The following is a 22,675-nucleotide window of genomic DNA, read 5'->3' as shown; positions in this document are numbered from 1 at the left end:
GAACAAATAAAGAAAGGTTACAGCAGAGGGCTGTGCATTATTTTTTATGCAAGTTAAGGAGTAATTCTGCTTCAGCGCGAGGTAGCTCACATTCAGCCATTAGCTCTTCAATTGTGGCGCCAAGCTGAACCATTTTAACGGCTCTCGTATAAAGTCGATTTTCTGGCGCTTGTGCAACTAAATTTTGTTGGTTTTCCTGGGTTTTTCTAACTAATGTCTCTAGTTGTTGTATTTTTTTACCCATTCCGATACTACCAGAATGTATCTCTACTAACTGTTGCTTAGTTAGCTCATTATTAGCAAGTAAAGACTTTACCAACACCTCTAGAGCATGGTTCTTTTTTGTTTGTTTATGAATCAATAAAAAACAAATAATAAAAAAACAAAGGCTAACACTAGGGTTAGCCAAGGTAAATATTGCATATACATGGTTCACTCAATTTATAGAAGGCTTAATTCATCCCATTCATCATCACTGAGTAACTTGTTTAAATCAACTAAAATAAGTAAATTGCCATCACGATTAGTAACCCCTTGTATAAATTGTGAACTTTCTTCCGTTCCAACGTGTGGGGCAACTTCCATTTCAGATTTCTTCAGATAAACCACTTCAGCAACACTATCCACTAAAATACCAATAACTTGCTTTTCAGCTTCAATAATAACAATACGGCTATTATCAGTAATGTCTGCAGGCATTAAACCAAATCGAGAACGGGTATCAATAACGGTAACCACATTACCACGCAAGTTTATAATACCTAGAACGTAATCAGGTGCACCAGGCACAGCCGCAATTTCACTATAACGTAAAATTTCTTGCACCTGCATTACATTGATTCCGTAGGTTTCACTTTCTAATTGGAAAGTAACTCTTTGGAACACTTCATCATCTGAACCATTTTCTGAATTTTTATTTTCTCTATTCATAATTATCTCTACCCAATTTGTTACGTAATTTATTTATATTAGTTGCTAATTGTGATTTTTCCAGTGTTAATGTCCATGAATATTCATTCCGCTATTCAATAATTTAACTAATTCTTCAGCATGGATCATCGCGCACATTTTTTCTTTAACCATCCCAGCAAGCCACGGCCTTTTCCCCTTCACTTCTCGCCATTTAACCTGTGAGCGAGATAAGGTTTCCGTACCAAGGAGCTTTTCACAGGAAAGCCCCCACTTAGTAGCCCCTAATAAAATATAGTGGCTGTAATTTAATGTTTCAGCAGATTCACCTGTTTTTATCCATTTTGCGGTATCCACAATATTAAATAAGGATTCATTATGCCTCATGACACCAGAGAACCAATCAGGTTTACCAAATAATGTGTTAATAGAGTCATCTAGGTGATGAATGCCTCCTAAATCCGTCAGAGGTACAGCAAAGGTTAGACCAGAAAGCTCAAAAAATAACACTTGAAATTCACTTTCAACGCTTATATTTTTCCATTCTTGATTCGCTTCAGCCGAGCTCTCTTCAGCCTCTACAGCCTCTTTTTCTTGGGTCGTAATATCTGTTTCAGAAAATACTAAATTTTCTGGTAACGAAGAAAGCCCAACAGTTAAATTTTCAGGAGGCTTTTCAATCACTTTCTGTTCAAGCACTTCTTTACTGTCCGATGTTTTTTCATTTAACATCGAATTAAAGTAATTTTTAATGGCTTCATCATTATGATTTTTCATTTAATAACGCTCTATCTGTAACAGGTGATTAAGTAATGTTTCATAAGCAAAGGCACCACGACAATTATGAGAATATAAAGAAACAGGTAAATGTTTCAAACTCGCATCTCTAAATTTAGTATCAATAGGGATAACACCGTTCCAAACATGACTATTGTAAGTCGCTTTTAAGTCGCTGAGTGTATTAAGTGATGCACGTGTTCGTCTATCAAACATAGTAGGAATGATACAGTAGTTAAAATTTGAATCTCTAGAATTTTGCATTATTTGTAGGGTTTTTATCATTCGCTCTAATCCCTTTGATGCTAAAAACTCTGTTTGAACAGGCACCAAAATACGATTACAGGCGACCAGTGCATTTACCATCAATACACCTAATACAGGCGGGCAATCAATTAATACAACATCATAATCATCTTCCACAAGTTTTAATTGCTTTTTAAGAAATAACCCCATTCCTTCTTTGCTTCCTAAAACACGATCTAAGGTGGCTAGGGCCATCGAAGCCGGAATTAGGGAAAGGTTATCAATCTCGGTTGGCAAAATAACCTGAGAAAGTTGTGATTTATTTTGAGCAGGCTCTTGAAAAAGGTCATATAAGCTAACCGGCAACTGATCTGAGTCATATTGAAGATAACTGGTTAATGAGGCATGTGGGTCAGTATCAATTAATAATACTCGATACCCTCGCTCTACTAACAAGCCTGCCAGAGATATGACAGTTGTCGTTTTACCCACCCCGCCCTTTTGATTTGCTACCGTCCAGATTAACAACGCTATTCCTGCCTTGTAGTTATAATTAATCGATTATTTGGTAAATAGACTTCACGCATTTCTTCACTATCTTGTTTCGGTGAATCAACTTTAGCCTCATTATTTTTTACTTCTGTTTGTTCAGGTTGATCATTTGTTGCAACGGGTAACACTGCATATTTAGAAATTGCTATCACCACTCGTCGACTTTTTAATGGATCAATTTTATTATTTTCATCAAATAGTGGAGAAAAGCGTCCATAAGCCTCCACCACCATCCTATTACCTGGTATACCTTTGTTATTCATTTCATGTAAAACACTAAAAGCACGCATCCCAGATAGCTCCCAATTAGAGCGATAAATTTCATTTGCAACGGTTTCTTGATCACTATAACCACGAATACGGATTAAATTATTAACCGTTACTAATACTTGCGAAATTTTATCCACGATCTCAACAGCAGGTAATAATAACGTGTGACTACCACCAGCAAATAAAATATCGCCTCCCATTTCAATGGTTAACCAATCACCATTGAGATCTAAAGCTACATTCTTTGCATCGAGTTCTGAAATAAATAATTTTTCTAGAGACAGCTTAATTTCGTTTAATTCATTGCCCACTTTATCTGTTTCTACTTCAGATAATTCCTCATCGGCTTGTTGAGGCATATCCTCTGAAACAATCGCATCGCCAGAATCTTCAATAATGACATTACTATTGTGTGTTAAAATACCTTCATTATTTGAGCTAAAGATTGATTTATTAAGTAATTTACTGGCATTTTGAATACTTAAAATCACCTCTTTGTATTGCTCTCTGTCATTTAAAGACACTGCATAAAGTACAACAAAAACAGCAAACATTAAGGTCATAAAATCAGCAAAGGAAACCATCCAACGATTTAGATCATTTCCTTTATGTGTTGGCATTCGAGATTGAGGCTTAATGCGCATCAATAGGAAGCCCGATTAATATAACTATTTAAACGACGTTCAAGTAACAAACCGTTGTCACCATGTGCAATCGCAACTAAACCAATTAAAGTCATCTCTTTATAAAGTGCGACAAACTGATATCTAAGACGAATTTTATTCGCAATTGGTAAATAAATAAAGTTTGCAAAACCCACGCCATAAACAGTAGAAACAAAAGCAACCGCAATGCCTGCGCCTAATTTATCAGGCTGGTCTAAATAACTCATAGACTGTATTAAACCAAGTACAGCGCCAATAATACCGATTGTTGGACTATAACCCCCCATTGACTCAAAGATCTCAGCACTACGTTCTTGATGCTCACTATCTAAATCAATATCATCGTCGCAGGATCTCCATGAGATCTTCTGGTTCACACCCATCAATTAGCATAGACAGGCCTTTATTTGTAAACGCATCTAATGAAGCTTCTTGTTCATTTTCTTTTTCTAAACTTAATAATCCGTGCTGTCTTGATTTAAGAGACCATTTTTGAATTTTTTCTGCTTGCTGACGTAAAGATAACTTTGGAGAGGTAAATATTTCTGGTAATAGCTTTAATGCATGTAACAATTGTTTACTAGAAGTCTGAACTAATATCGCACCAAGTGTGCCACCAAATACGATTAAGAAAGAGGGTAAATCAAATAGCCCCGCAATTGAGGAGCCATGATAACTTTGGGCAAAGAGAATGCTACTAAAAATAATAACAAAACCAAATAATCCAAGCTTATTCATGCTTTAATTCTACTAAAATACGTTTTGAAACCAAATCGAGGGGAAGCGATTCTGTGGCAATCCCAGCTTTAGTAACTGCTTGAGGCATACCATAAACTACACAGCTTTCTTCATCCTGTGCCCAGATTTCAGCACCTTGATCTTTTAGCATGCTCGCACCATCGCGACCATCAGCTCCCATTCCAGTTAATACAATTGCAAGTACTTTCTTACCATACACTTTAGAAAGCGATGCAAAGGTAATATCAACACTTGGTTTGTAGTTAAGTTTTTCATTACCGTCATGAATTCGAATGCGCACATTTCCAGACCTACCATCTAATAGCATTTGTTTGCCACCAGGGGCTAAATATGCACAACCTGGTTTTAAAATATCACCATCACTTGCTTCTTTTACACTAATTTTACAAAGACCATTAAGTCTATCTGCAAATGCTTTGGTAAAGGTACCTGGCATGTGCTGAATCAGTAAAATGGGCAATTTAAAATTGCTTGGTAATGCTCGCTAGCACTGTTTGTAAAGCAACAGGTCCACCCGTTGATGTACCAATTGCTAATACATCATAGGTTTTACCTGAGGCTTTAAAACGGCCGGTATTATTAATCGCGCTAGTATGTGAGACAGGGCTTGAACCATAAGATGGAGTATTAGACTTAGGGCGAACTTTAGGTGCAAAATTATTTTCATTAAGCTTTTGTAATGCCGTTAATGCAGGTTTAACGGTACTAGTAGTGTCGCGATTAACACTCTTATGAGTAGCAACACGTGATACTCTTCTTGAAGCGATTGCTTGAATTTTTTGCTGTAACAAGCTGATAGCTTCATCTTTATTACGTGCAATATCTTCAAACTTTTTAGGTAAGAAATCACTTGCTCCCGCCTCAAGAGCATCTAAAGTTGCACTTGCTCCTTGGTGAGTTAGCGAAGAGAACATGAGTATAGGCAAAGGATTAACCGCCATGATCCTCTTCACTGCAGTTATTCCATCCATCACCGGCATTTCAATATCCATGGTCACCACATCGGGCTTTAATTTAGCAACCATATCAATAGCTTCTTGACCGTTATTAGCAGTGCCAATAACATCTAACAAAGGCGACTTGTTGATTATCTCACTCACTCGACGGCGAAAGAAACTCGAGTCATCAACAACTAATACTTTAATCGCCATATAATTTCCTATTTTATGTGTAATGTTTCAACAAACTTGGTAAATCAAGAATCAATGCAATACCACCATCACTCGTGATCGTAGCTCCGGCCATACCTGGCGTACCAGAAAGTAATCTATCAAGGGCTTTGATAACCACTTCCTCTTGACCTAACAGTGCATCAACAACAAATGCAATTTGCTGAACTCCTAACTGAACAATGACGACATGCCCTACCCCTTTACCTTTTTCAACAGGCGGTTTTTTCGGTGCTAGCCAATCGCTGAGGTAAAATAATGGAATCGCTTTATTTCGAATGACAATTGTAAGCTGATTATTGACCAAGTTAGTTTTACTTAGGTCAAGATGGAAAATTTCATTCACATTATTCAGTGGAATCGCAAAGGTTTGCTCTGAAACTACAATCATCAAGGTTGGTAAAATTGCCAGAGTTAGAGGCACTTTAATTTCTAAGCGTGTGCCTTTACCCAGTTCTGAGTCAATTGATATGGTGCCGTTTAATTTTGTTATCCCAGTTTTTACCACATCCATTCCAACGCCACGGCCAGAAATATCTGAGATTTCAACTTTGGTTGAGAAACCAGGTGCAAAAATTAATGCGTAGGCCTCTCTATTAGTCATACGATCAGCACCATCTTGGTCTAGAATGCCTCTCTTCATAGCAATGCCTTTAAGTACTTCAGCATCCATACCCGCACCATCATCTTCGATGACTAGTAGAATATGATCCCCTTCTTGAGAAGCCGAAAGTAGAATTCGCCCTTCTTTTTCTTTACCAGCTTGCATACGATCAACAGGCATTTCAATACCATGGTCAACCGAATTTCGCACTAAATGCACTAGCGGGTCGGCAAGTGCTTCCACTAGGTTTTTGTCTAAATCAGTTTCTTCACCAACAAGCTCCAAGCGAATATTTTTACCTAGTGTACGCGCTAAATCCCTTACCACTCGAGGGAATTTACCAAATACCTTCTTAATAGGTCGCATCCGTGTTTTCATTACCGAACCTTGTAGGTCTCCGGTAACGATATCTAAATTTGCAACCGCTCTTGAAATTTCTTCATCTTCAGAGGTTGATTCAAGACTCACTAGGCGATTACGAACTAATACTAATTCGCCAACCATATTCATAATTTCATCGAGAATCGCGGTATCAACTCGAACCGTTGGTTCAGCTTTCGCCACAGGCATTTTAGGAAGCGGTGGCTTTTTAGCTTCCTCTTTAGCAGGCGTAGCAGGAGGCTTAGAAGCACTCACAGCCACTTTCTCTGGTTGAGGCGCTTTAGCAGGTGTAACAGAAGGTTCTAGTTTAGGAGCTGGTGCCGGCGACGTAGGCTCTTTAACCGCGGGAGCGACGTTTGATGTTTGAACACTCTTACCTGCACCATGCAACTCATCTAATAAGGATTCAAATTCATCATCAGTAATTTCATCACTATCACTGTTAGAGGCGCTTTCATTGCTAGAAGAGCTTTCAACTTTTGCTTCAGGTACGCCTTTATGGGCTCCTTTGCCATGTAACTCATCTAATAAAGATTCAAATTCATCATCACCAATATCATCAATCGTACCAGAATCTGTTGCAGGGGATTGTTTATCTGTAGCAACTGTTGAATGTGAACCAACGCCATGTAATTCATCTAATAAGGATTCAAATTCATCTTCGCTAATCTCTGCATTTTCAGGAGAGGCAGGTTCAGCGGTTACTGTAGAGCCAGATTTTGCATGCAATTCATCTAATAAAGCATCGAACTCAAACTCATCAATTTCATCGTTTTCGGCAACGACCGGTTCATCAACAGCGACAACAGGTTCAGCAACCACTTTGACTTCTTCCTGTTGCACTTCTTCTGTTACAACTGGCGCTTCGTCTTCTGATTCAGGTTTACTTAAACGATGCAATTCAGAAACAATATGTTCAGGTGCTGGAGTTGGTTCTGTTCCCTCTTGCACCGCTTGAAACTGTTCGTTAATGACATCTAGAGCCGCTAAAATTGTATCCATTAAGGATGAGCTAACACTACGATTATTTTGTCTTAAACAATCAAATACATTTTCGGCACCGTGGCAGGTTTCAACTAATTCAGTTAAGGATAAAAAACCAGCACCACCTTTTACAGTATGGAATCCACGGAAAATAGCATTAAGAAGTTCAGTGTCATTAGGATTATTTTCTAATTCGACTAATTGCTCCGACAGTAACTCTAAAATCTCCCCTGCCTCGACTAAAAAGTCCTGCAGAATCTCTTCATCTACTTCAAATGTCATTTTCCGTTTCCTTAAAATCCTAAGCTAGAAAGTAAATCATCAACATCATCTTGCCCATTAACTACATCATCACGCTCTTCGGCATTTATGATTGGACCTTCCGCTTCAATAGTCTTCTTGGGTGTTGTATTGGTTTTTTTCAACGTTGAGACTTCATCAGCACTGCACACGGTTAAAATCCCAACAAGTTTAGACTCTATTTCCTGTACTAAATCGATCACTCGCCTAATCATTTGCCCAGTGAGATCTTGGAAGTCCTGTGCCATGAGAATATCAGTCAAAGAGGCACGTAGAGTTATCGCACTTGATGATGAGTTTTTAATTAAGCTATCTACTTGATGGCAAAGCTTTTTAAAATCACCAAGTTCAATTTCTCTGTTCATCAAACCTTGCCAATTGGGGGCTATTTCCTCAAGGTTTTCAATTAACTTATCTGCAATAGGTAGGCAATTATCAACCGCATCCATGGTTTTATTAGCGACTTTATCGGTCATTTCAATAACGTATTTGAGACGATCCTTTGCATCAGGAATATCTTGCCCCGCCATGTCAATTAAGCGAGTATCATTTTGAAAGCTAACCAGTGCATCATGTAATTCACGCGTTAACTCACCAACTTTATAAAAGACATCTCCGTCTGATGACCCACTTTGATGTGCACTTTCAATAATACTATTTGCTTCAGCTATTTCTTCTGCCTGCAAATGTTCTACTAATGCTTTCGCTTGGGATAGCGAAAGTAGTGGCACTATATTTTCTGCCATACTTTTCCCTTACCCTAAACGTTCAAAAACTTTATCTAACTTCTCTTTTAATGTACCTGCAGTAAAAGGCTTCACGATGTAACCATTAACGCCAGCTTGCGCTGCCTCAATAATTTGCTCTCGTTTTGCTTCTGCAGTTACCATCAATACAGGAAGATGCTTAAGTTTAGGATCTTTTCTAATCTCTTTTAACAGATCAATACCCTGCATAATCGGCATATTCCAATCTGTTACAACAAATTCAAAATCTCCATCTTTAAGCATAGGTAAAGCTGTATTACCATCATCTGCTTCATAGGTATTTGTGAAACCAAGATCTCTTAACAAGTTCTTGATTATCCGTCTCATTGTTGAAAAATCATCAACAATTAATACTTTCATATTTCTATCCAAAACATTCCCCTAACTAAAAACTTAGCTTTGTTTTTATTTACTTAAATAAATATAAGTAATTATTTAAAAAAGGCATCATTATCAACCGTATTTTTTTACTTGTTGAGCCAACTGTGACTTATCTCTTAAGAAACCGTTTATTTTTAATAAACTATTCATGCCTTTGCTTTCAAACGGTGCAATGCTTGTGAGTGAATTTGACTAACTCGAGACTCACTAACATCTAACACCATGCCAATCTCTTTCAAGTTTAGCTCTTCATCGTAATAAAGCGAGAGGACTAATGCTTCTCGCTCAGGTAATTCTTTAATCATCTCAACCAATTTACTAGCAAACTGTGATTCACTGACTTCATTAAAGGTCATATCATGGCTAGCAGGCTCACTACACAAACCTTCCTCGGAGGTAGCCAAATCTTCATAAGCAACTAATTTTGCACAATTTACATCACGCAACATGTGGTGGTATTCAGGTAAGGTAAGCGATAATTGCTTGGCAATTTCAGCTTCTTTAGCATCTCGGCCAGTTATTTTTTCAACTTCGGCAATGGCATTAGCAATACTACGGCTATTTTTATGTACTGAGCGAGGTACCCAATCACCACGACGCATTTCATCAAGCATCGCACCACGTATTCTTATGCCTGCAAAGGTTTCAAAACTAGCACCTTTAGTGGCATCAAAATTACGCGCGACTTCTAATAACCCAATCATGCCCGATTGAATAAGATCATCAACCAACACATTAGGTGGTAGCCTGACCATTAAATGATAGGCTATTTTCTGAACTAATTCTGTATGTTTCTCAATAAGTTCTGATGTGTTGTTGTGATAGCCAGTTGCTTTAATCACGCTATAATTACTCTTCTACGTTGTTAAGTAATAGTTTTTCAATAAAGAACTCTAAGTGGCCTCCTGGCTGATGTGGAATAGGCCAATCACATGCTCTATTTGCTAATGCTTTAAAGGCTAATGAAGCGGGTGTTTTAGGAAAGGCTTGCACCACCACTTTTTGTTTGCGTACTGCTTGCCTCACATTTCCATCAAAGGGAATGCAGGCGACAAACTCTAATGATGCGTCTAAAAACCTATCTGTAACACGAGTCAGTTTAGTAAAAAGATCCTGTCCTTCACGTAAACTACGCACCATATTTGCAACTATTTTAAATTTATAAATGCCATTTTGTTTACTAAGGATTTTAATTAATGCGTAGGCATCGGTAATCGATGTTGGTTCATCACATACCACCATCAAAACATCCTGTGCAGACTTGGGCGAAACTAACTACCATATTTGAAATACCAGCAAGCAGTATCAATTAACAGCATATCTATAGGAGTTTGTAATGAACTAAATGCTTGAATAAGGCCTGCATGCTCTACATCGGTTAATTCAACCATTGACTGTGTACCCGATGTCGCTGGAATGATCATGACACCTTCTGGGCCCTCTACAATGACTTCATCTAAGCTACACTCACCTGATAATACATGAGATAAATTCTTAGTTACTCGAATCCCCAGTAACACGTCCACATTAGCAAGACCTAAATCGGCATCTAAAATTAACACTCGTTTGCCACGTTGCGCTAGAGAGACAGCCATATTAAGTGTTACATTCGTTTTGCCAACACCACCCTTTCCGCCGGTGATCGCAATTACCTTGACTTGGTTATTTTTCATTTTTCTTAAACCACTTGCTTGGTCTGAAATCATATTACACTCATCTGAATTATTAGTTTTAAATTCTATTCGTTTTCAAAGTTGCTAAACCATTGATGCTTGCTCTTGCTCGAAGATATCATTCATCATATTTAAGGTACCTGAAATAAGGCTTTCCACGGTAGCAATCTCAATATCTTCAGGTACTCGTTGACCTGTTGTAATATAGCTAATCGGCAAACTGTGTTGCATGGTGACACTCAATAATTCACCTAAACCTATGCTTTCATCTAATTTTGTTAAAATACAACCAGCAAGCGGAATACGCTTAAAGTGATCAATCGCTTCTTCGACAACGCGTCTCTGGGCTGTAGAAGAAACAACAAGATAACTTTGAATATCCACTCTACTATTTCTCATTAACGTGTCTAATTGCTCCGATAAACGAATATCACGTTGCCCCATTCCTGCGGTATCAATTAAAACCAGACGTTTTTCTCTAAATTGATACAAAATATCAGATAACTCTCCCGCATCTTTAGCGACTCTTACGCTACATCCCATTATCTTTCCATAGGTGGCAAGTTGCTCGTGTGCACCGATACGGTAGGTATCCGTTGTAATTAATGCAACTTGATCAGCACCATATTTCATTGCAAATTGTGCGACTAACTTTGCAATTGTAGTCGTTTTTCCAACGCCTGTTGGACCTAACAGAGCAATTGCACCACCTTGAGACAATATTTCATTTTTTCCAATATAGATCTTATCTTGTAATAATGCCTGTATATACTGCTGAACTTCCGTTGAAGAAGCATCTTCTGGGATATAACTCGCAAGTTGATCTGCGATGTCATCAGAAAAGCCTGCTTTGCTCAGCCATTTAATAACCATTGCACGAATTGGTTCTTTACGTTCCATTTCCTGCCACATTAGCCCTGATACTTGATGTTCTAGCAGTTTTCTTAATGCGACCACTTCCTCTGTTATTTTAGCAATACTTTGGTTTTCATTACGCTTTGGCGGAGGCGTTTCACGACGAATACCTGCATTAACTTTTATTGGCCTTTCATTGCTTGTCCAATTTTGCTGTTCAGCCAAGGTCTTAGGTTTATTAAGTTTAGCATTTTTATCAGAAAGTGCTGAAAATGCAGGTAATTCATTTCTTACATCTTCATCTCTAAGGGAACCTTTTGCTAATTTATTTTTCGCTTGTTGTGATTCAACTTTACCAAAAAATGAGTGAAGAGATTTAGCGAAGTCATCTCCGCTGTCTTTGGCACTACTAGCGAGGCTTTTTTGTGCTTTAATGGGAGCTTTAGAGGGGCGAGATGAAAGTTGAACATTATCATCCTGCAAACCTGATAACGGGTCTTCTTTTTGCTTGCTCGCTTCTGCCTGTTGAGCTTGGTAGTCAACAGCCGCGACAATTTCAATGCCACCAACGACCTTTTTATTAGACATGATCACTGCATCTGGGCCCAAAACTTCTTTGACCTCAACCATTGCTGTGCGCATATCTTTTGCAAAAAAACGTTTTATTTTCATCTATTACAACCAGTTATTGCCCAATCGAGCTAATTATTTTTATCTGTTTATCATCAGGAATTTCCTGATAAGAAAGTACATGCAAACTTGGGATAGTATGTTTCACAAATTTTGCTAATGTGCTTCGTAATATACCAGAGGTTAGCAATACAGCCGCTTGGCCTTTTAGTTCTTGCTGTTGCGAAGCCTCAACTAAGGAAGTTTGTATTCGCTCTGCCAAGCCTGGCTCTATTCCCGCACCTTCATTTCCACCTGCTTGCATCGATTGATGCAAAATTTGTTCCAAATCAGTTGAGAGAGTTATCACTGGAAGCTCAACTTCATTACCAATGATCTCTTGAACTATCATACGTTTCAATGATATACGACAAGTCGCGGTTAATACTTCTGCATCTTGACTACGGGGCCCGTAATCTACTAGCGTCTGTACAATAGTACGTATATCACGAACTGCCACATTTTCATTCAATAAACTTTGTAAAACCTTAACAACGGTACTCAGCGAAAGTACATCAGGTACTAACCCTTCAACTAACTTAGGATGTTTTTTAGCTAATAAATCAAGCAAATTTTGCGCTTCTTCATGGCCTAATAGTTGCGCTGCGTTATTAGTAAGTATCTGACTCAAATGTGTTGCTACTACTGTTGCAGTATCAACAACCGTATACCCTAATGCCTGTGCTTGCTCTCTTTGTACTGCATCAATCCAAGTTGCTTCTAAACCAAAGGCAGGGTCAATACCAACGACTCCCTCTATTGGTCCGAAAACCTGTCCTGGATTGATTGCCATATCTTTATCATGATAGATATCAGCATTACCGCAACCAACCCCCATCAAAGAGATATTATAGTTATTTGGCGATAGGTCGAGATTATCACGAATATGCACTGGCGGAATTAAAAACCCCATTTCCTGTGATAATTTTTTGCGTACACCCTTGATTCTATCTAATAATTCTCCACCTTGGCTTTTATCAACCAATGGAATCAAACGATAACCTACCTCTAGTCCAATAGTATCTACACTATTAACATCATCCCAGCCTAACTCTTTTGGAGCTTTAGGAGCGCCACTCGGAGTAAGCTCTCCATTTTTTTGTTGGTTTTCTAAGTCAATCGCCTTTTGTTTGATGCGATGAATTTGCCAATAAGCGCCACCAGCGACCACGCCCCCTAATGTTAAGAATGCAAGGTGAGGCATACCCGGCACTATCCCCATTATTAACAAAATAGCGACGGTAATAATTAATGCTTTAGGATCGTCAAACATTTGACCCAGCATGCGCCCACCCATATCCGCATCAGTATTTTCTCGGGTAACCGTAATAGCGATACCAATGGATAATAATAATGACGGGATCTGTGCAACCAAACCATCACCAATAGTTAATATAGTATAGATTTCAGCCGCTTGCGAGAGAGGTAAGTCATATTGCACCATACCAATGATAAAACCACCGATAATATTGATGAATAAGATCATAATGCCGGCAATTGCATCACCCTTTACAAACTTACTGGCACCATCCATAGAGCCATAAAAATCAGCTTCCATGGTAACTTCTTCACGTCTCGTGCGAGCTTGATCTTGATCGATTAGACCTGCATTTAAATCAGCATCTATCGCCATTTGTTTTCCGGGCATCGCATCCAGCGTAAAACGCGCACTTACTTCAGCTATTCGCCCCGCACCTTTTGTGACAACCACAAAATTAATAATCATTAAAATAAGGAAAACAATCATACCTACCGCTAGGTTGCCACCTATAACAACTTCACCAAAGGCTTCAATAACATTACCCGCAGTAGACTCCACCTTGATGGCCTTCTAATAAAACAACACGTGTCGAGGCGACGTTTAACGCTAAACGTAATAACGTTGCGACTAACAAGACCGTGGGAAAAGCGACGAAATCTAAAGGGCGTTTGGTATAAATAGCAACAAGTAAAACCACCAGCGCTAAGGCGATGTTAAATGTGAACAAAATATCCAGTAGCAAGGTAGGCATAGGCAATACAACCATGCCTAACGCGACTAACACCATTATAGGAGTGCCTAAGCCACCAAGTACTTTAGCTTTATTTGTCCAAAGGGAAGTGAGTAACGTATTAATATGAATAACCTATAGTGTTTATGAATGATACATATTGTGGCTTGAAAGCCATGATTCCGTCATATTTTATGAATGATATTAGTCGGATAAACATTATGTAGCAAGCTTTAGGCCATGTAATTAGTTAATCGTTATATTGGAAGCCTTTAGGAATTTTTAAATCCTCAGGTAATGCTTTAGGACGGCCCGATTTCCCCTTACGGAATTGCTCGAGTTGATATATATAAGCCAAAATTTGAGCGATAGCGACAAATAACTCTTCGGGCACTTCTTCTCCAATTTCAGTGGTATGGTAAATAGCACGGCACAAAGGAGGTGTACACATCACAGGAATTTCATATTCACGCGCTACTTCACGAATTTTCAGAGCCATAAAATCGACACCTTTCGCGACTATATATGGGGCACGTGCGCCCTGTTGCTCATACTTTATAGCCACAGAGTAATGCGTTGGATTAGTTACAATAACATCTGCATCAGGGACATCTGCCATCATTTTTCGTTGTGAAGCTTCATATTGTAATTGCCTGATACGCTGTTTAACTTCAGGCTTACCTTCGGAGTTACGGTATTCATCCTTAACCTCCTGCTTGGTCATTTTTAATTCTTCACTATGCTTATAAATTTGATAGGGTACATCAACCACCACGATCACTAGCATTGAACAACATAATAAAAGAAACATCCAGGTGAGCATATCTAAGGCTTCAAAAACACTGGCAGGCAAAGGTGTTACTGATAAGTGTAAAATACGGTCAAAGGTCACACCAAGTATCCACCAAGCCATACCAATAACCACTAACACTTTTAAAATGGACTTTAATAGCTCCACATAAGCCTGCATACCAAACATACGTTTAACCCCAGCTTTAGGGCTTAAACGGCTCCATTTTGGCATCATAGCTTTGCTACTAAATAACATGCCACCAAGTAATGAGCTACCAAGGATAGAGATAATAAAAAGCATTAAAAGAATAATAAACATTGGCATAGCTAAACCTTTCGAAATAGCCGTTAGGTGAATCCACATATATTCTGGAGAGAAAAGCACACTGCGCTCAAAGGTAAAACCACGTTTCATCATAATGGTTAATTCGTAGGCTAAGCGGTCTCCAAAAAATAAAAAAGCAACAGCGGCAGAAATTAATACAGAGGCCGTCGCAAGTTCCTTTGAACGGGCAACTTGGCCCTTTTCTTTGGATTTTCTAAGTTTCTCGGGTGTGGCTTCCTCGGAGCGTTCTGTGCCGTTCTCATTCTCTGCCATAGTGGAACTCCTTTAAGGTTGTTTTTCACAAACCCCATTTAATAGTTCACAAATTGTTGTAATACCGCGTAACCATTGATTTTCAAAATGAATAGGTACATTTTTTAAGGTTATCCAGATTACAAATAAACCAAATATCATACTGATCGAAAAACCTAAGCTGAAGATATTTAATTGTGGTCGTCGCTTTTGTCATGATACCAAAGGAAAGGTTAACTAATAACATCGCAACCATTGAAGCAATGGATAATGCTAAAGCGACCTGAAACATAATCGAAAACCACCCTGCTAAGCTCTGGTAATCAGCGACTAACAAACCTTTCATCGAAATAGGAATGGTCTCAAAGCTTCTAACAATAAGCTCAATCATGAGCAAGTGCCCATCAAGATTTAAAAACAATAACGTCACCAATAAAACATAAAATTGACCAACAACGGGAGATGATTGACCATTCATCGGATCTGCCATAGACGCAAAACCCAAGCTGGTTTGCATCGCAATAACTTGTCCTGCAACAACAAAGGTTTGCACAACAAAAGTAGAAATAGTGCCAATTGCGATACCAATTAAAATCTGCTGTAAAATCACAAATGCACTTGCTAATGAAAATAACTCAATATCTAAGGGAGATGGAGGGAGAACAGGAAAGACTGCTACCGTGATGGCAAAGGCATAAAATAAGCGTACCATTTGTGGGGTAGTACGTGAGCCAATCGCAACCATCACCATCAACATAGCGGCAATTCGAATGAAGGACCACAAATAAGTAGCAATCCAATTCGCTATTTGATCAGCTGAGAATTCCACAATTAACCAACAACAAGTGGAATTTGATCAATCATAGAAACAAAAAACTCCATAAGTTTTCCCATTCCCCAATGTGCACCAATAGCAAGTGAAGCGAGTGTCATAATTAGCCTGGGCAAAAAGCTTAAGGTTTGTTCATTGATTGAGGTCATGCACTTGAAAGATAGCCACCACTAAGCCAATCAAAAGACTAGGGACAATAACAGCAGAAACAAGTAATAAAACCGTCCAAAGTGCTTGTTGGAAAATATTAACAAAAACTTCTGGTTCCATTTTTCCCCCTACAGCAAGCCAAAGCTGTTCGCTAAACTACCCATGATCAAATTCCAGCCATCGACCAATACGAATAACATCAACTTAAAGGGCAGAGAAACAATCATAGGTGATAACATCATCATACCCATTGCCATTAATATACTCGCAACCACTAAATCTATAATTAAAAAAGGAATAAATATCATGAAACCAATTTGAAAAGCCGTTTTTAATTCACTGGTTACAAAAGCAGGAATCAAAACAGTAATAGGCACCTCTTCAGGTGAATCTACCTGAACATCGGCAATTTCTAAAAATGTTTCTAAATCCTTTAAACGTGTTTGCGACAGCATAAACTCCATCATAGGCTGTTTACCCACCTCTAATGCTTGTGCTATCGGCATCTCTTCATTGAGATAAGGCTGTAGTGCAGTTTCATTTATTTTATCGAATACAGGCGTCATGATAAAAAAAGTTAAAAATAGTGCAATGCCATTAATGACTTGATTAGAAGGGGTTTGTTGTAACCCTAATGCCTGCCGTAAAATCGACATAACAACCACAATACGCGTGAAAGAAGTCATCAGAATCAGCATTGCCGGCAAGAAGCTTAACGCCGTCATAAAGGCGAGAACTTGCAGTGTTAAACTGTACTCTTGATCTCCTCCAGCATTAGTGGTCACTGTCACGGCTGACAATGCACCTGTTTCAGCTAATACGCTTGGCGCAACGAAAAGTAAAAAGGAAAAAATTAGGGGGAATAGTTTATTCATTACGCTTTGCACTTATTTTAGAGAGCAATGATGAAAAAGAAGTCGGGGCTGTTTGTTCAGATAGAGATTGTGCCACCTCATCTTCAGAAAGCTCAAAAGTGTCTAATACATTAATATTTTGTTCAGTCACACCTAATAGATAACGTTTTTTATTTATTTCAATAATTTGCACTCGGCCCTTATTAGTCAAAGGTTGAGTCGCTATAACTTTAATTAAACTTTTGCCTCGGCCATTATGCACTAAATTACTTTTTTTCATTAAAAAAGCAAAAATAAAAATACACGCAATCACCAATAATAATGAAGCGATCATACTACCGACCGCTAAGTCAGGTGGCGTCTTTGATGTATCCACTGCTCCCCAGCTAATAGCAGGAAAAAATAGTGCAATAAGCGCCACAATATAATTCATTTTAGCTTCTTAATTCTTTCAGTTTGACTAATCACATCTGTTAAACGAATACCGAACTTATCGTTTACCACTACTACTTCACCATGAGCAATTAAGGTACCATTTACTAATACATCTAGTGGCTCACCAGCGATACGGTCTAACTCAACAACCGAACCTTGATTCAATTGTAATAAGTTACGAATATTAATTTTACTACGCCCAACTTCCATGGAAATAGTAACAGGAATATCGAGAATACTATCTAATCGAGCATACTCTTCCGTACTAAGGGACTCAGCAGTATCCTTTAGTTCATCTAGTTCAATATTGCTAACATCATCACCAGACTCCTCTAGTGCAGCTGACCCACTCATCTGCCATATCCTGCTCTGTGCTCATAACTCTTTTCCTATCAATTTATATTTACCCAAGTTCATTATTTTCACTCAAATTAAGTTGCTTGGCTTGTACTTCTGGTCGGGCGATACGCTCTTTTATTTTCAGAGCCAAGTTTTTATTGCTTTTTCCTAATGTTGCCCTAAAAGTAGGTAAACCTTCAACAGACACTAGCATTGACTCAGGTAAATCAACAGGAATAATATCACCTGGTTTCCACCCCATCATAGAACGCAGTGGCAATTCTTTTTCAACTAATTTAGCAGTAAAATCAACATTTACATCCATGATTTCATCTTCTAAAGCTTGGCTCCAACGTTGATCTGTATCCTCTTTATCACTTTGTACCCCGGCGTCTAATAACTCACGAATGGGTTCTAACATGGAATATGGCATAGCAATATGAAAATCACCACCACCACCATCTAACTCAATGTGAAAAGAATTAACAACAATCACTTCAGTCGGACTAACAATGTTTGCCATTGCTGGATTCACTTCAGAGTCTAAATATTCAAATTCAGCCTGCATCACTGGCGCCCACGCATCATGGTAATCTTCAAAAATTATTTTTAATAACATCTGAATAATACGACGTTCCGTTGGAGTGAACTCTCGTCCTTCTATTTTTGCATGATGGCGCCCATCTCCTCCAAAGAAGTTTTCTACCAAAATAAAAACTAAACGCGCTTCCATGGTGATTAAACCTGTTCCTTTTAAAGGACGAAAACGCACCATATTCAAACTTGTGGGAACAAAAAGAGTATGTACATATTCACCAAACTTAAGCATTTGTACTCCATTAATGGAGACCTCTGCGGTATGACGTAACATGTTAAATAAGCTAATACGTAAGTGGCGAGCAAAACGCTCGTTAACCAGCTCAAGCGTAGGCATTCGACCCCGCACAATGCGGTCCTGCGATGAAAAGTCAAAATGAACAAGAGAATCTTCTCCTTCATCTCCACTATCAACGACTTCCTCTTCAACGTCATCGACACCATGTAACAGCGCATCAATTTCGTCTTGGGATAATAGATCTGCCATAAAAAACCTTAGTAATTAAAAAAGTGTCAACATTACTGTAAAACAAAACCTGTGAATAAAACCGTGTGGATAAGCTCTTTACCCTCTAGCTTTTTAGTTTCTTTATTAAGCTCAATTAAAGCCTGCTCTCTTATCTGATCTTTACCCTCAGGATTACGCAGTTGAGCAACACTAGCGACACCAAAAACACGAACTAATGTACCTTCTAATAAAGGAATATGTTTTTTAGCAAGAGTCTCATTTTCATAACCACGTACCAGTAACTGCACTTTTATTTGCACTAAACGATCGCGCTTTCCATCCATTACATTAAAAACAAAGGGCCGAGGCATTGCAACATAAGTCGCGGATAAACTTGAAACATCCTGTTCACCTCCTGCATCAGCTGGTTCGCTTGTTTCTGCTTGCTCTGCACTATCATCACCAGCAAATAATAAAAAATAAGCGTGACTCCCCCGCCGAGTAACAATACAACAGCAACAATAATAATGATTAACTTTTTCTTACCGCCTTTTTTCCTCCCTCTTGATCTAAGGACATTTCTTGTCCGTCTTCGTCTGCCATATGCCTATACTCCTACTGATAACTTAATGTATTGGCACTAATTTTAATGCATATCGGCAACAAATCCAGATCCTATTATGCATAATAATCAATTCCTTGAGCAGGAAGCGGTATTTGTGTCGGAAAAAACTCGCTTTGCTCTTCAACAAAACCTTCCCCTAGGTTGCTTGAACCCTGCGCAGAGCCAGCTGAGTGAGATGAACCTTGAGAATTTGATTGATTCTGTTTACTTTGTTGCTCGACACTTGCTTCACCTAAATTAATACCTTGCTGGGCGAGTTGTTCACGTAACCTTGGAAGATTTTGCTCAATGATATCACGACTTTGCCCAACTTGGGTTTGGATCGCGACATGCAATTGCTCTTGCTGTACCTGCATTTTTATATGCATTGAACCTAGTTCTGCTGGGTCAAGACGTATAGTGACCTCTTGTTTTCCTTGATTTAACATCATCATGATACGTTCACCAACCATAGCAGTGACCTGTTTTGACTGTAATTCAAGTGGTTGCTGTAACGATGATGATTGTAATACCGGATTAGTAATACTTGCTTGAGTTTGATTAAGTAATTTATCAGCACTCGCACTAGCAATACCTAAGCTATTAAGAGAGTGGCTATCTGTACTCTGATTAAAAACAGGTTTAGAGGCTTCAGCTCTGAAATTGGCCAACATACCTTCAATTTTTTCATTCGCAGAAAGGTTTGCTTTGTTTACCATATCTTTTTCTGTTGCTAGTGATTCTGCAGTACTTTCTGCTAATACATTTTCAATATTAGTCGTATTGACTTTGCTAAGAGTTTTAGCAACATCTTGAGCACTGGCTTTATCTCCTTTTTTGCCATCCTTATCTACATTACTAATGCCTAATGCCTGTGTTTTGTTATTAGTGACTTTTGTATCTGTGTTTTGTGCCGCTTGTATTTGTGCCAAGATAGGATTAATAAATTGCTCACTAACCTGTTCATCAGACTCCGAAAGTGCATAAATTTCCTGTTCTTCACTTTCAGGGGGCTTGCTCATCAAGTTGCTCACTGTTTTCATTTACCACTCGGGTTTGAACATTTGAAGTACTTACACTCCCTGCCATAGTTTCTGGCGGTTGCTCCTCTGTTTGCTCATTTGACAGTTTATTTACAGAGTCAGTTGAAAGCACTTCTGCTTCATTTTCATTAGCATCTATCGTTTTATTTTCATTAAGAATATTATTTTCTAACTGGTTTGCTTGTGCACTTAGCTTGGTTAAATTTTGTTTGTCTGATTCACTATTTTCTGCTGATGCATCTATTTCTATCGATTCTTCTACTACCTGTTTATTAGCAGTAGCTATAGGGGAAACGTCAATATCAGAAATATTCTTTTTACCCGATGTATGAGAAGGATCTTCAATTTCAGAAGGAATATCTTTAGCCAACTGAAGGTCAGTTTTTGGTGTACCTTCAACTAATTCAGTTTCTTCTAATGAGCCTTCTGAGTTCTCCGATGTCTGAGTCTTAGTATTTACCGCTAAAGCATCACTAATAGCCGTTTCACTTTGTTCCAATAATTGTGAGTCAGCCTGCGAAGCCTCTTTAGAAAAGTCAGTTGTATTCTGCTCCTTAGTTTGCTTTGCGTCTTTTTCAACAGATATATCAGCGACATTACTAGAAAGTACTTCATTGCTTATGGATGAAGCATCAACAAACTCTACTTTTTCTTCAAGCTCAATGCCTTGATTAAAAGTTTGATGAGCCTCATCTAACTGCTGATTATTTGTCTGCACTATCTACTTGTTTAGTCTCATCTAACTGTTGATTATTTGCTGAACTATCTACTTGTTTAGTCTCATCTATCACAGCACTTGATTCTGACTTTGATTTCGAAAAGTCTTTATTTTGAGAGGAGGTAACAACAGATAAAGGCTCACTGCTCAGAGTCACTTGTTTTTCCTGGAACTCAGCATCACTTTTGGAGTTTTCTTTCACTGATTGTGCTTGAATGGGCGAAATAATATCGTTTTCGCTATTTACAACTTGCGTTTTATCAGCAGATAACGGAGCTACAATATTTTCTTTATTCACTTTTTGACTAGCAGTATCGTCATCAAATTCTGTCTCAATTAATCCATCATCAGTCTTCTGCGATTTTCCTACAGATGACTCAACTTTTAGACTTTCCTCTAAATTGCCCTTAACACTTGAATCAGTCTTTAACTGTATCGAACTATCATCATTGTTACTGTCTTTATTTTTAGCCTCGGGATCTTGATTGCTGTCAGCTAATACTGGAGCAACTTTTTCAGCTTTTGAAACTTCCTTTGCTGTTAATGACTTTGATAATAATTCGCTACTTGAAGTCTCATTTTTGATTTTTGAGGCTTTATTATCTTGCTCTGTTTTTTCAGCAACAGTTTGATCTAAGATCGAGGCAAATCCTGTTGCCTTTTTCCCTTCATCGGTTTTCCCTTGAGAAGTTATTGCATCACCAGAGAGTTTTTGTTCACTACTCATCTCTAATTTAGAGGCTTTATTAGGTGTTGCTAGTAATATTGATTGCATTTTAAATTCTCTCTGTAGAGGGCAATTATTGCCATTAACAACAATTTTTAGGGCTTAACTAAGAAACAAAGCAAGTTATAGACCAGATTGTTTTTGAAAATGTTGAAAAGTCGCAAATTCGTCAAGTAACAGCTGTTCTTTTTTGGCGACGATAAGCGCTTCTTTTTTCGCTTTATTATCGAGTAACATCCCCATTGCTTTGCAATTTACCTGTGCTTTAATCCACAAGTTCTTATTTCTGTGGACTGCATGCTCATATTTAACTAAGCCCTGTTGATGCTTCGTTACTCCCTTATCGATTTGAACAATAAACTGTTGGTATTTGCCTAAGTCTGAAATAGACAAACCCTGCGAGCCTTTTTCACTAAGTTGATTAATATACTGACGACGATATTGATGCAGAGATTGTAATTGCTGACGCTGTTCAAAAAGGGCTTTTTGTGATTGTTGATAAGTCTGTAGCGCTTGTTCGACTTGTTTTTTTCGTTGTTCAAAAACAAGCTGTAATGCATTTTTAGCCATGTTCCACTCCTATTTTGGAATCGTTACATAATCACTG

At 38.4% G+C, this 22,675-nt stretch carries 21 protein-coding genes and 6 pseudogenes; all 27 read right to left on the bottom strand.

Translation table 11 applies throughout. The annotated features are described in order from the left end of the window. Nucleotides 1–37 precede the first annotated feature (37 nt). On the bottom strand, nucleotides 38–319 hold the full coding sequence (locus tag ACLKMH_RS06525; RefSeq protein ID WP_413701329.1) for a DUF2802 domain-containing protein: 282 nt from the start codon (nucleotides 317–319) through the stop codon (nucleotides 38–40). 122 nt (nucleotides 320–441) lie between these two features. Next, nucleotides 442–930, bottom strand: coding sequence for a chemotaxis protein CheW (locus ACLKMH_RS06520; RefSeq protein WP_413701328.1), 489 nt, complete (start codon nucleotides 928–930; stop codon nucleotides 442–444). A 66-nt stretch (nucleotides 931–996) separates the two neighbouring features. Next, complete coding sequence (locus ACLKMH_RS06515) at nucleotides 997–1,686, bottom strand: chemotaxis protein CheW (protein WP_413701327.1); 690 nt, start codon at nucleotides 1,684–1,686, stop codon at nucleotides 997–999. Further along, nucleotides 1,687–2,460: a ParA family protein gene (locus ACLKMH_RS06510; RefSeq protein ID WP_413701326.1), complete on the bottom strand. Its 774-nt coding sequence runs from the start codon at nucleotides 2,458–2,460 to the stop codon at nucleotides 1,687–1,689. A gap of 2 nt (nucleotides 2,461–2,462) precedes the next feature. After that, complete coding sequence (locus ACLKMH_RS06505) at nucleotides 2,463–3,398, bottom strand: flagellar motor protein MotB (RefSeq protein ID WP_413701325.1); 936 nt, start codon at nucleotides 3,396–3,398, stop codon at nucleotides 2,463–2,465. Continuing rightward, a complete protein-coding gene (locus ACLKMH_RS06500) occupies nucleotides 3,398–3,802 on the bottom strand; it encodes a MotA/TolQ/ExbB proton channel family protein (protein WP_413701324.1) in 405 nt (134 codons plus the stop codon). Before ACLKMH_RS06500 ends, ACLKMH_RS06505 begins: the two co-directional genes overlap by 1 nt. Beyond that, nucleotides 3,759–4,157, bottom strand: coding sequence for a motility-associated protein (locus tag ACLKMH_RS06495; protein WP_413701323.1), 399 nt, complete (start codon nucleotides 4,155–4,157; stop codon nucleotides 3,759–3,761). The genes ACLKMH_RS06500 and ACLKMH_RS06495 overlap by 44 nt, the downstream gene beginning before the upstream one ends. Continuing rightward, nucleotides 4,150–5,329: pseudogene (locus tag ACLKMH_RS06490) on the bottom strand (protein-glutamate methylesterase/protein-glutamine glutaminase). Before ACLKMH_RS06490 ends, ACLKMH_RS06495 begins: the two are co-directional and overlap by 8 nt. Before the next feature lie 13 nt (nucleotides 5,330–5,342). Continuing rightward, on the bottom strand, nucleotides 5,343–7,598 hold the full coding sequence (locus ACLKMH_RS06485; protein WP_413701322.1) for a chemotaxis protein CheW: 2,256 nt from the start codon (nucleotides 7,596–7,598) through the stop codon (nucleotides 5,343–5,345). 11 nt (nucleotides 7,599–7,609) lie between these two features. After that, nucleotides 7,610–8,362: a protein phosphatase CheZ gene (locus ACLKMH_RS06480; RefSeq protein WP_413701321.1), complete on the bottom strand. Its 753-nt coding sequence runs from the start codon at nucleotides 8,360–8,362 to the stop codon at nucleotides 7,610–7,612. A 9-nt stretch (nucleotides 8,363–8,371) separates the two neighbouring features. Next, nucleotides 8,372–8,755 carry a chemotaxis response regulator CheY gene (cheY, locus tag ACLKMH_RS06475; protein WP_413701320.1) on the bottom strand — a complete coding sequence of 128 codons (384 nt, stop codon included), beginning with the start codon at nucleotides 8,753–8,755 and terminating at the stop codon, nucleotides 8,372–8,374. Between the two features lie 155 nt (nucleotides 8,756–8,910). After that, nucleotides 8,911–9,606, bottom strand: a complete 696-nt coding sequence (locus ACLKMH_RS06470) for an RNA polymerase sigma factor FliA (protein WP_413701319.1) — start codon at nucleotides 9,604–9,606, stop codon at nucleotides 8,911–8,913. 7 nt (nucleotides 9,607–9,613) lie between these two features. Then, a pseudogene (locus ACLKMH_RS06465) lies at nucleotides 9,614–10,470 on the bottom strand (MinD/ParA family protein). 51 nt (nucleotides 10,471–10,521) lie between these two features. Further along, nucleotides 10,522–11,964 carry a flagellar biosynthesis protein FlhF gene (gene flhF, locus ACLKMH_RS06460; RefSeq protein ID WP_413701318.1) on the bottom strand — a complete coding sequence of 481 codons (1,443 nt, stop codon included), beginning with the start codon at nucleotides 11,962–11,964 and terminating at the stop codon, nucleotides 10,522–10,524. A gap of 13 nt (nucleotides 11,965–11,977) precedes the next feature. Next, nucleotides 11,978–14,084 (bottom strand): annotated as a pseudogene (gene flhA, locus ACLKMH_RS06455) (flagellar biosynthesis protein FlhA). 118 nt (nucleotides 14,085–14,202) lie between these two features. After that, complete coding sequence (gene flhB / locus ACLKMH_RS06450; RefSeq protein ID WP_413701317.1) at nucleotides 14,203–15,342, bottom strand: flagellar biosynthesis protein FlhB; 1,140 nt, start codon at nucleotides 15,340–15,342, stop codon at nucleotides 14,203–14,205. Nucleotides 15,343–15,354: 12 nt separating this feature from the next. Continuing rightward, a pseudogene (fliR, locus tag ACLKMH_RS06445) lies at nucleotides 15,355–16,150 on the bottom strand (flagellar biosynthetic protein FliR). 2 nt (nucleotides 16,151–16,152) lie between these two features. After that, a pseudogene (fliQ, locus tag ACLKMH_RS06440) lies at nucleotides 16,153–16,423 on the bottom strand (flagellar biosynthesis protein FliQ). 8 nt (nucleotides 16,424–16,431) lie between these two features. Then, nucleotides 16,432–17,178, bottom strand: a complete 747-nt coding sequence (gene fliP, locus ACLKMH_RS06435; protein WP_413701316.1) for a flagellar type III secretion system pore protein FliP — start codon at nucleotides 17,176–17,178, stop codon at nucleotides 16,432–16,434. Continuing rightward, nucleotides 17,171–17,590, bottom strand: a complete 420-nt coding sequence (fliO, locus tag ACLKMH_RS06430) for a flagellar biosynthetic protein FliO (protein WP_413701315.1) — start codon at nucleotides 17,588–17,590, stop codon at nucleotides 17,171–17,173. Before fliO ends, fliP begins: the two co-directional genes overlap by 8 nt. Next, nucleotides 17,587–17,971, bottom strand: a pseudogene (gene fliN, locus ACLKMH_RS06425) (flagellar motor switch protein FliN). Before fliN ends, fliO begins: the two are co-directional and overlap by 4 nt. 24 nt (nucleotides 17,972–17,995) lie before the next feature. Further along, complete coding sequence (fliM, locus tag ACLKMH_RS06420; protein WP_413701314.1) at nucleotides 17,996–19,015, bottom strand: flagellar motor switch protein FliM; 1,020 nt, start codon at nucleotides 19,013–19,015, stop codon at nucleotides 17,996–17,998. A 32-nt stretch (nucleotides 19,016–19,047) separates the two neighbouring features. Next, nucleotides 19,048–19,347 carry a flagellar basal body-associated FliL family protein gene (locus ACLKMH_RS06415; RefSeq protein WP_413701313.1) on the bottom strand — a complete coding sequence of 100 codons (300 nt, stop codon included), beginning with the start codon at nucleotides 19,345–19,347 and terminating at the stop codon, nucleotides 19,048–19,050. Between the two features lie 307 nt (nucleotides 19,348–19,654). Beyond that, a complete protein-coding gene (locus ACLKMH_RS06410; RefSeq protein WP_413701312.1) occupies nucleotides 19,655–20,602 on the bottom strand; it encodes a flagellar hook-length control protein FliK in 948 nt (315 codons plus the stop codon). Beyond that, complete coding sequence (locus ACLKMH_RS06405) at nucleotides 20,586–21,341, bottom strand: hypothetical protein (protein ID WP_413701311.1); 756 nt, start codon at nucleotides 21,339–21,341, stop codon at nucleotides 20,586–20,588. The genes ACLKMH_RS06410 and ACLKMH_RS06405 overlap by 17 nt, the downstream gene beginning before the upstream one ends. Beyond that, complete coding sequence (locus tag ACLKMH_RS06400; protein WP_413701310.1) at nucleotides 21,328–22,116, bottom strand: hypothetical protein; 789 nt, start codon at nucleotides 22,114–22,116, stop codon at nucleotides 21,328–21,330. The genes ACLKMH_RS06405 and ACLKMH_RS06400 overlap by 14 nt, the downstream gene beginning before the upstream one ends. A 75-nt stretch (nucleotides 22,117–22,191) precedes the next feature. After that, nucleotides 22,192–22,638, bottom strand: coding sequence for a flagellar export protein FliJ (gene fliJ, locus ACLKMH_RS06395; protein ID WP_413701309.1), 447 nt, complete (start codon nucleotides 22,636–22,638; stop codon nucleotides 22,192–22,194). Between the last annotated feature and the right edge of the window lie 37 nt (nucleotides 22,639–22,675).

This window comes from Psychromonas sp. KJ10-10 (genome assembly GCF_047323245.1).
In the GTDB taxonomy this organism is placed as follows: domain Bacteria; phylum Pseudomonadota; class Gammaproteobacteria; order Enterobacterales; family Psychromonadaceae; genus Psychromonas.
Note: the sequence above shows the minus strand (reverse complement) of the source record. Positions and strands in the feature narration are given on the sequence as shown.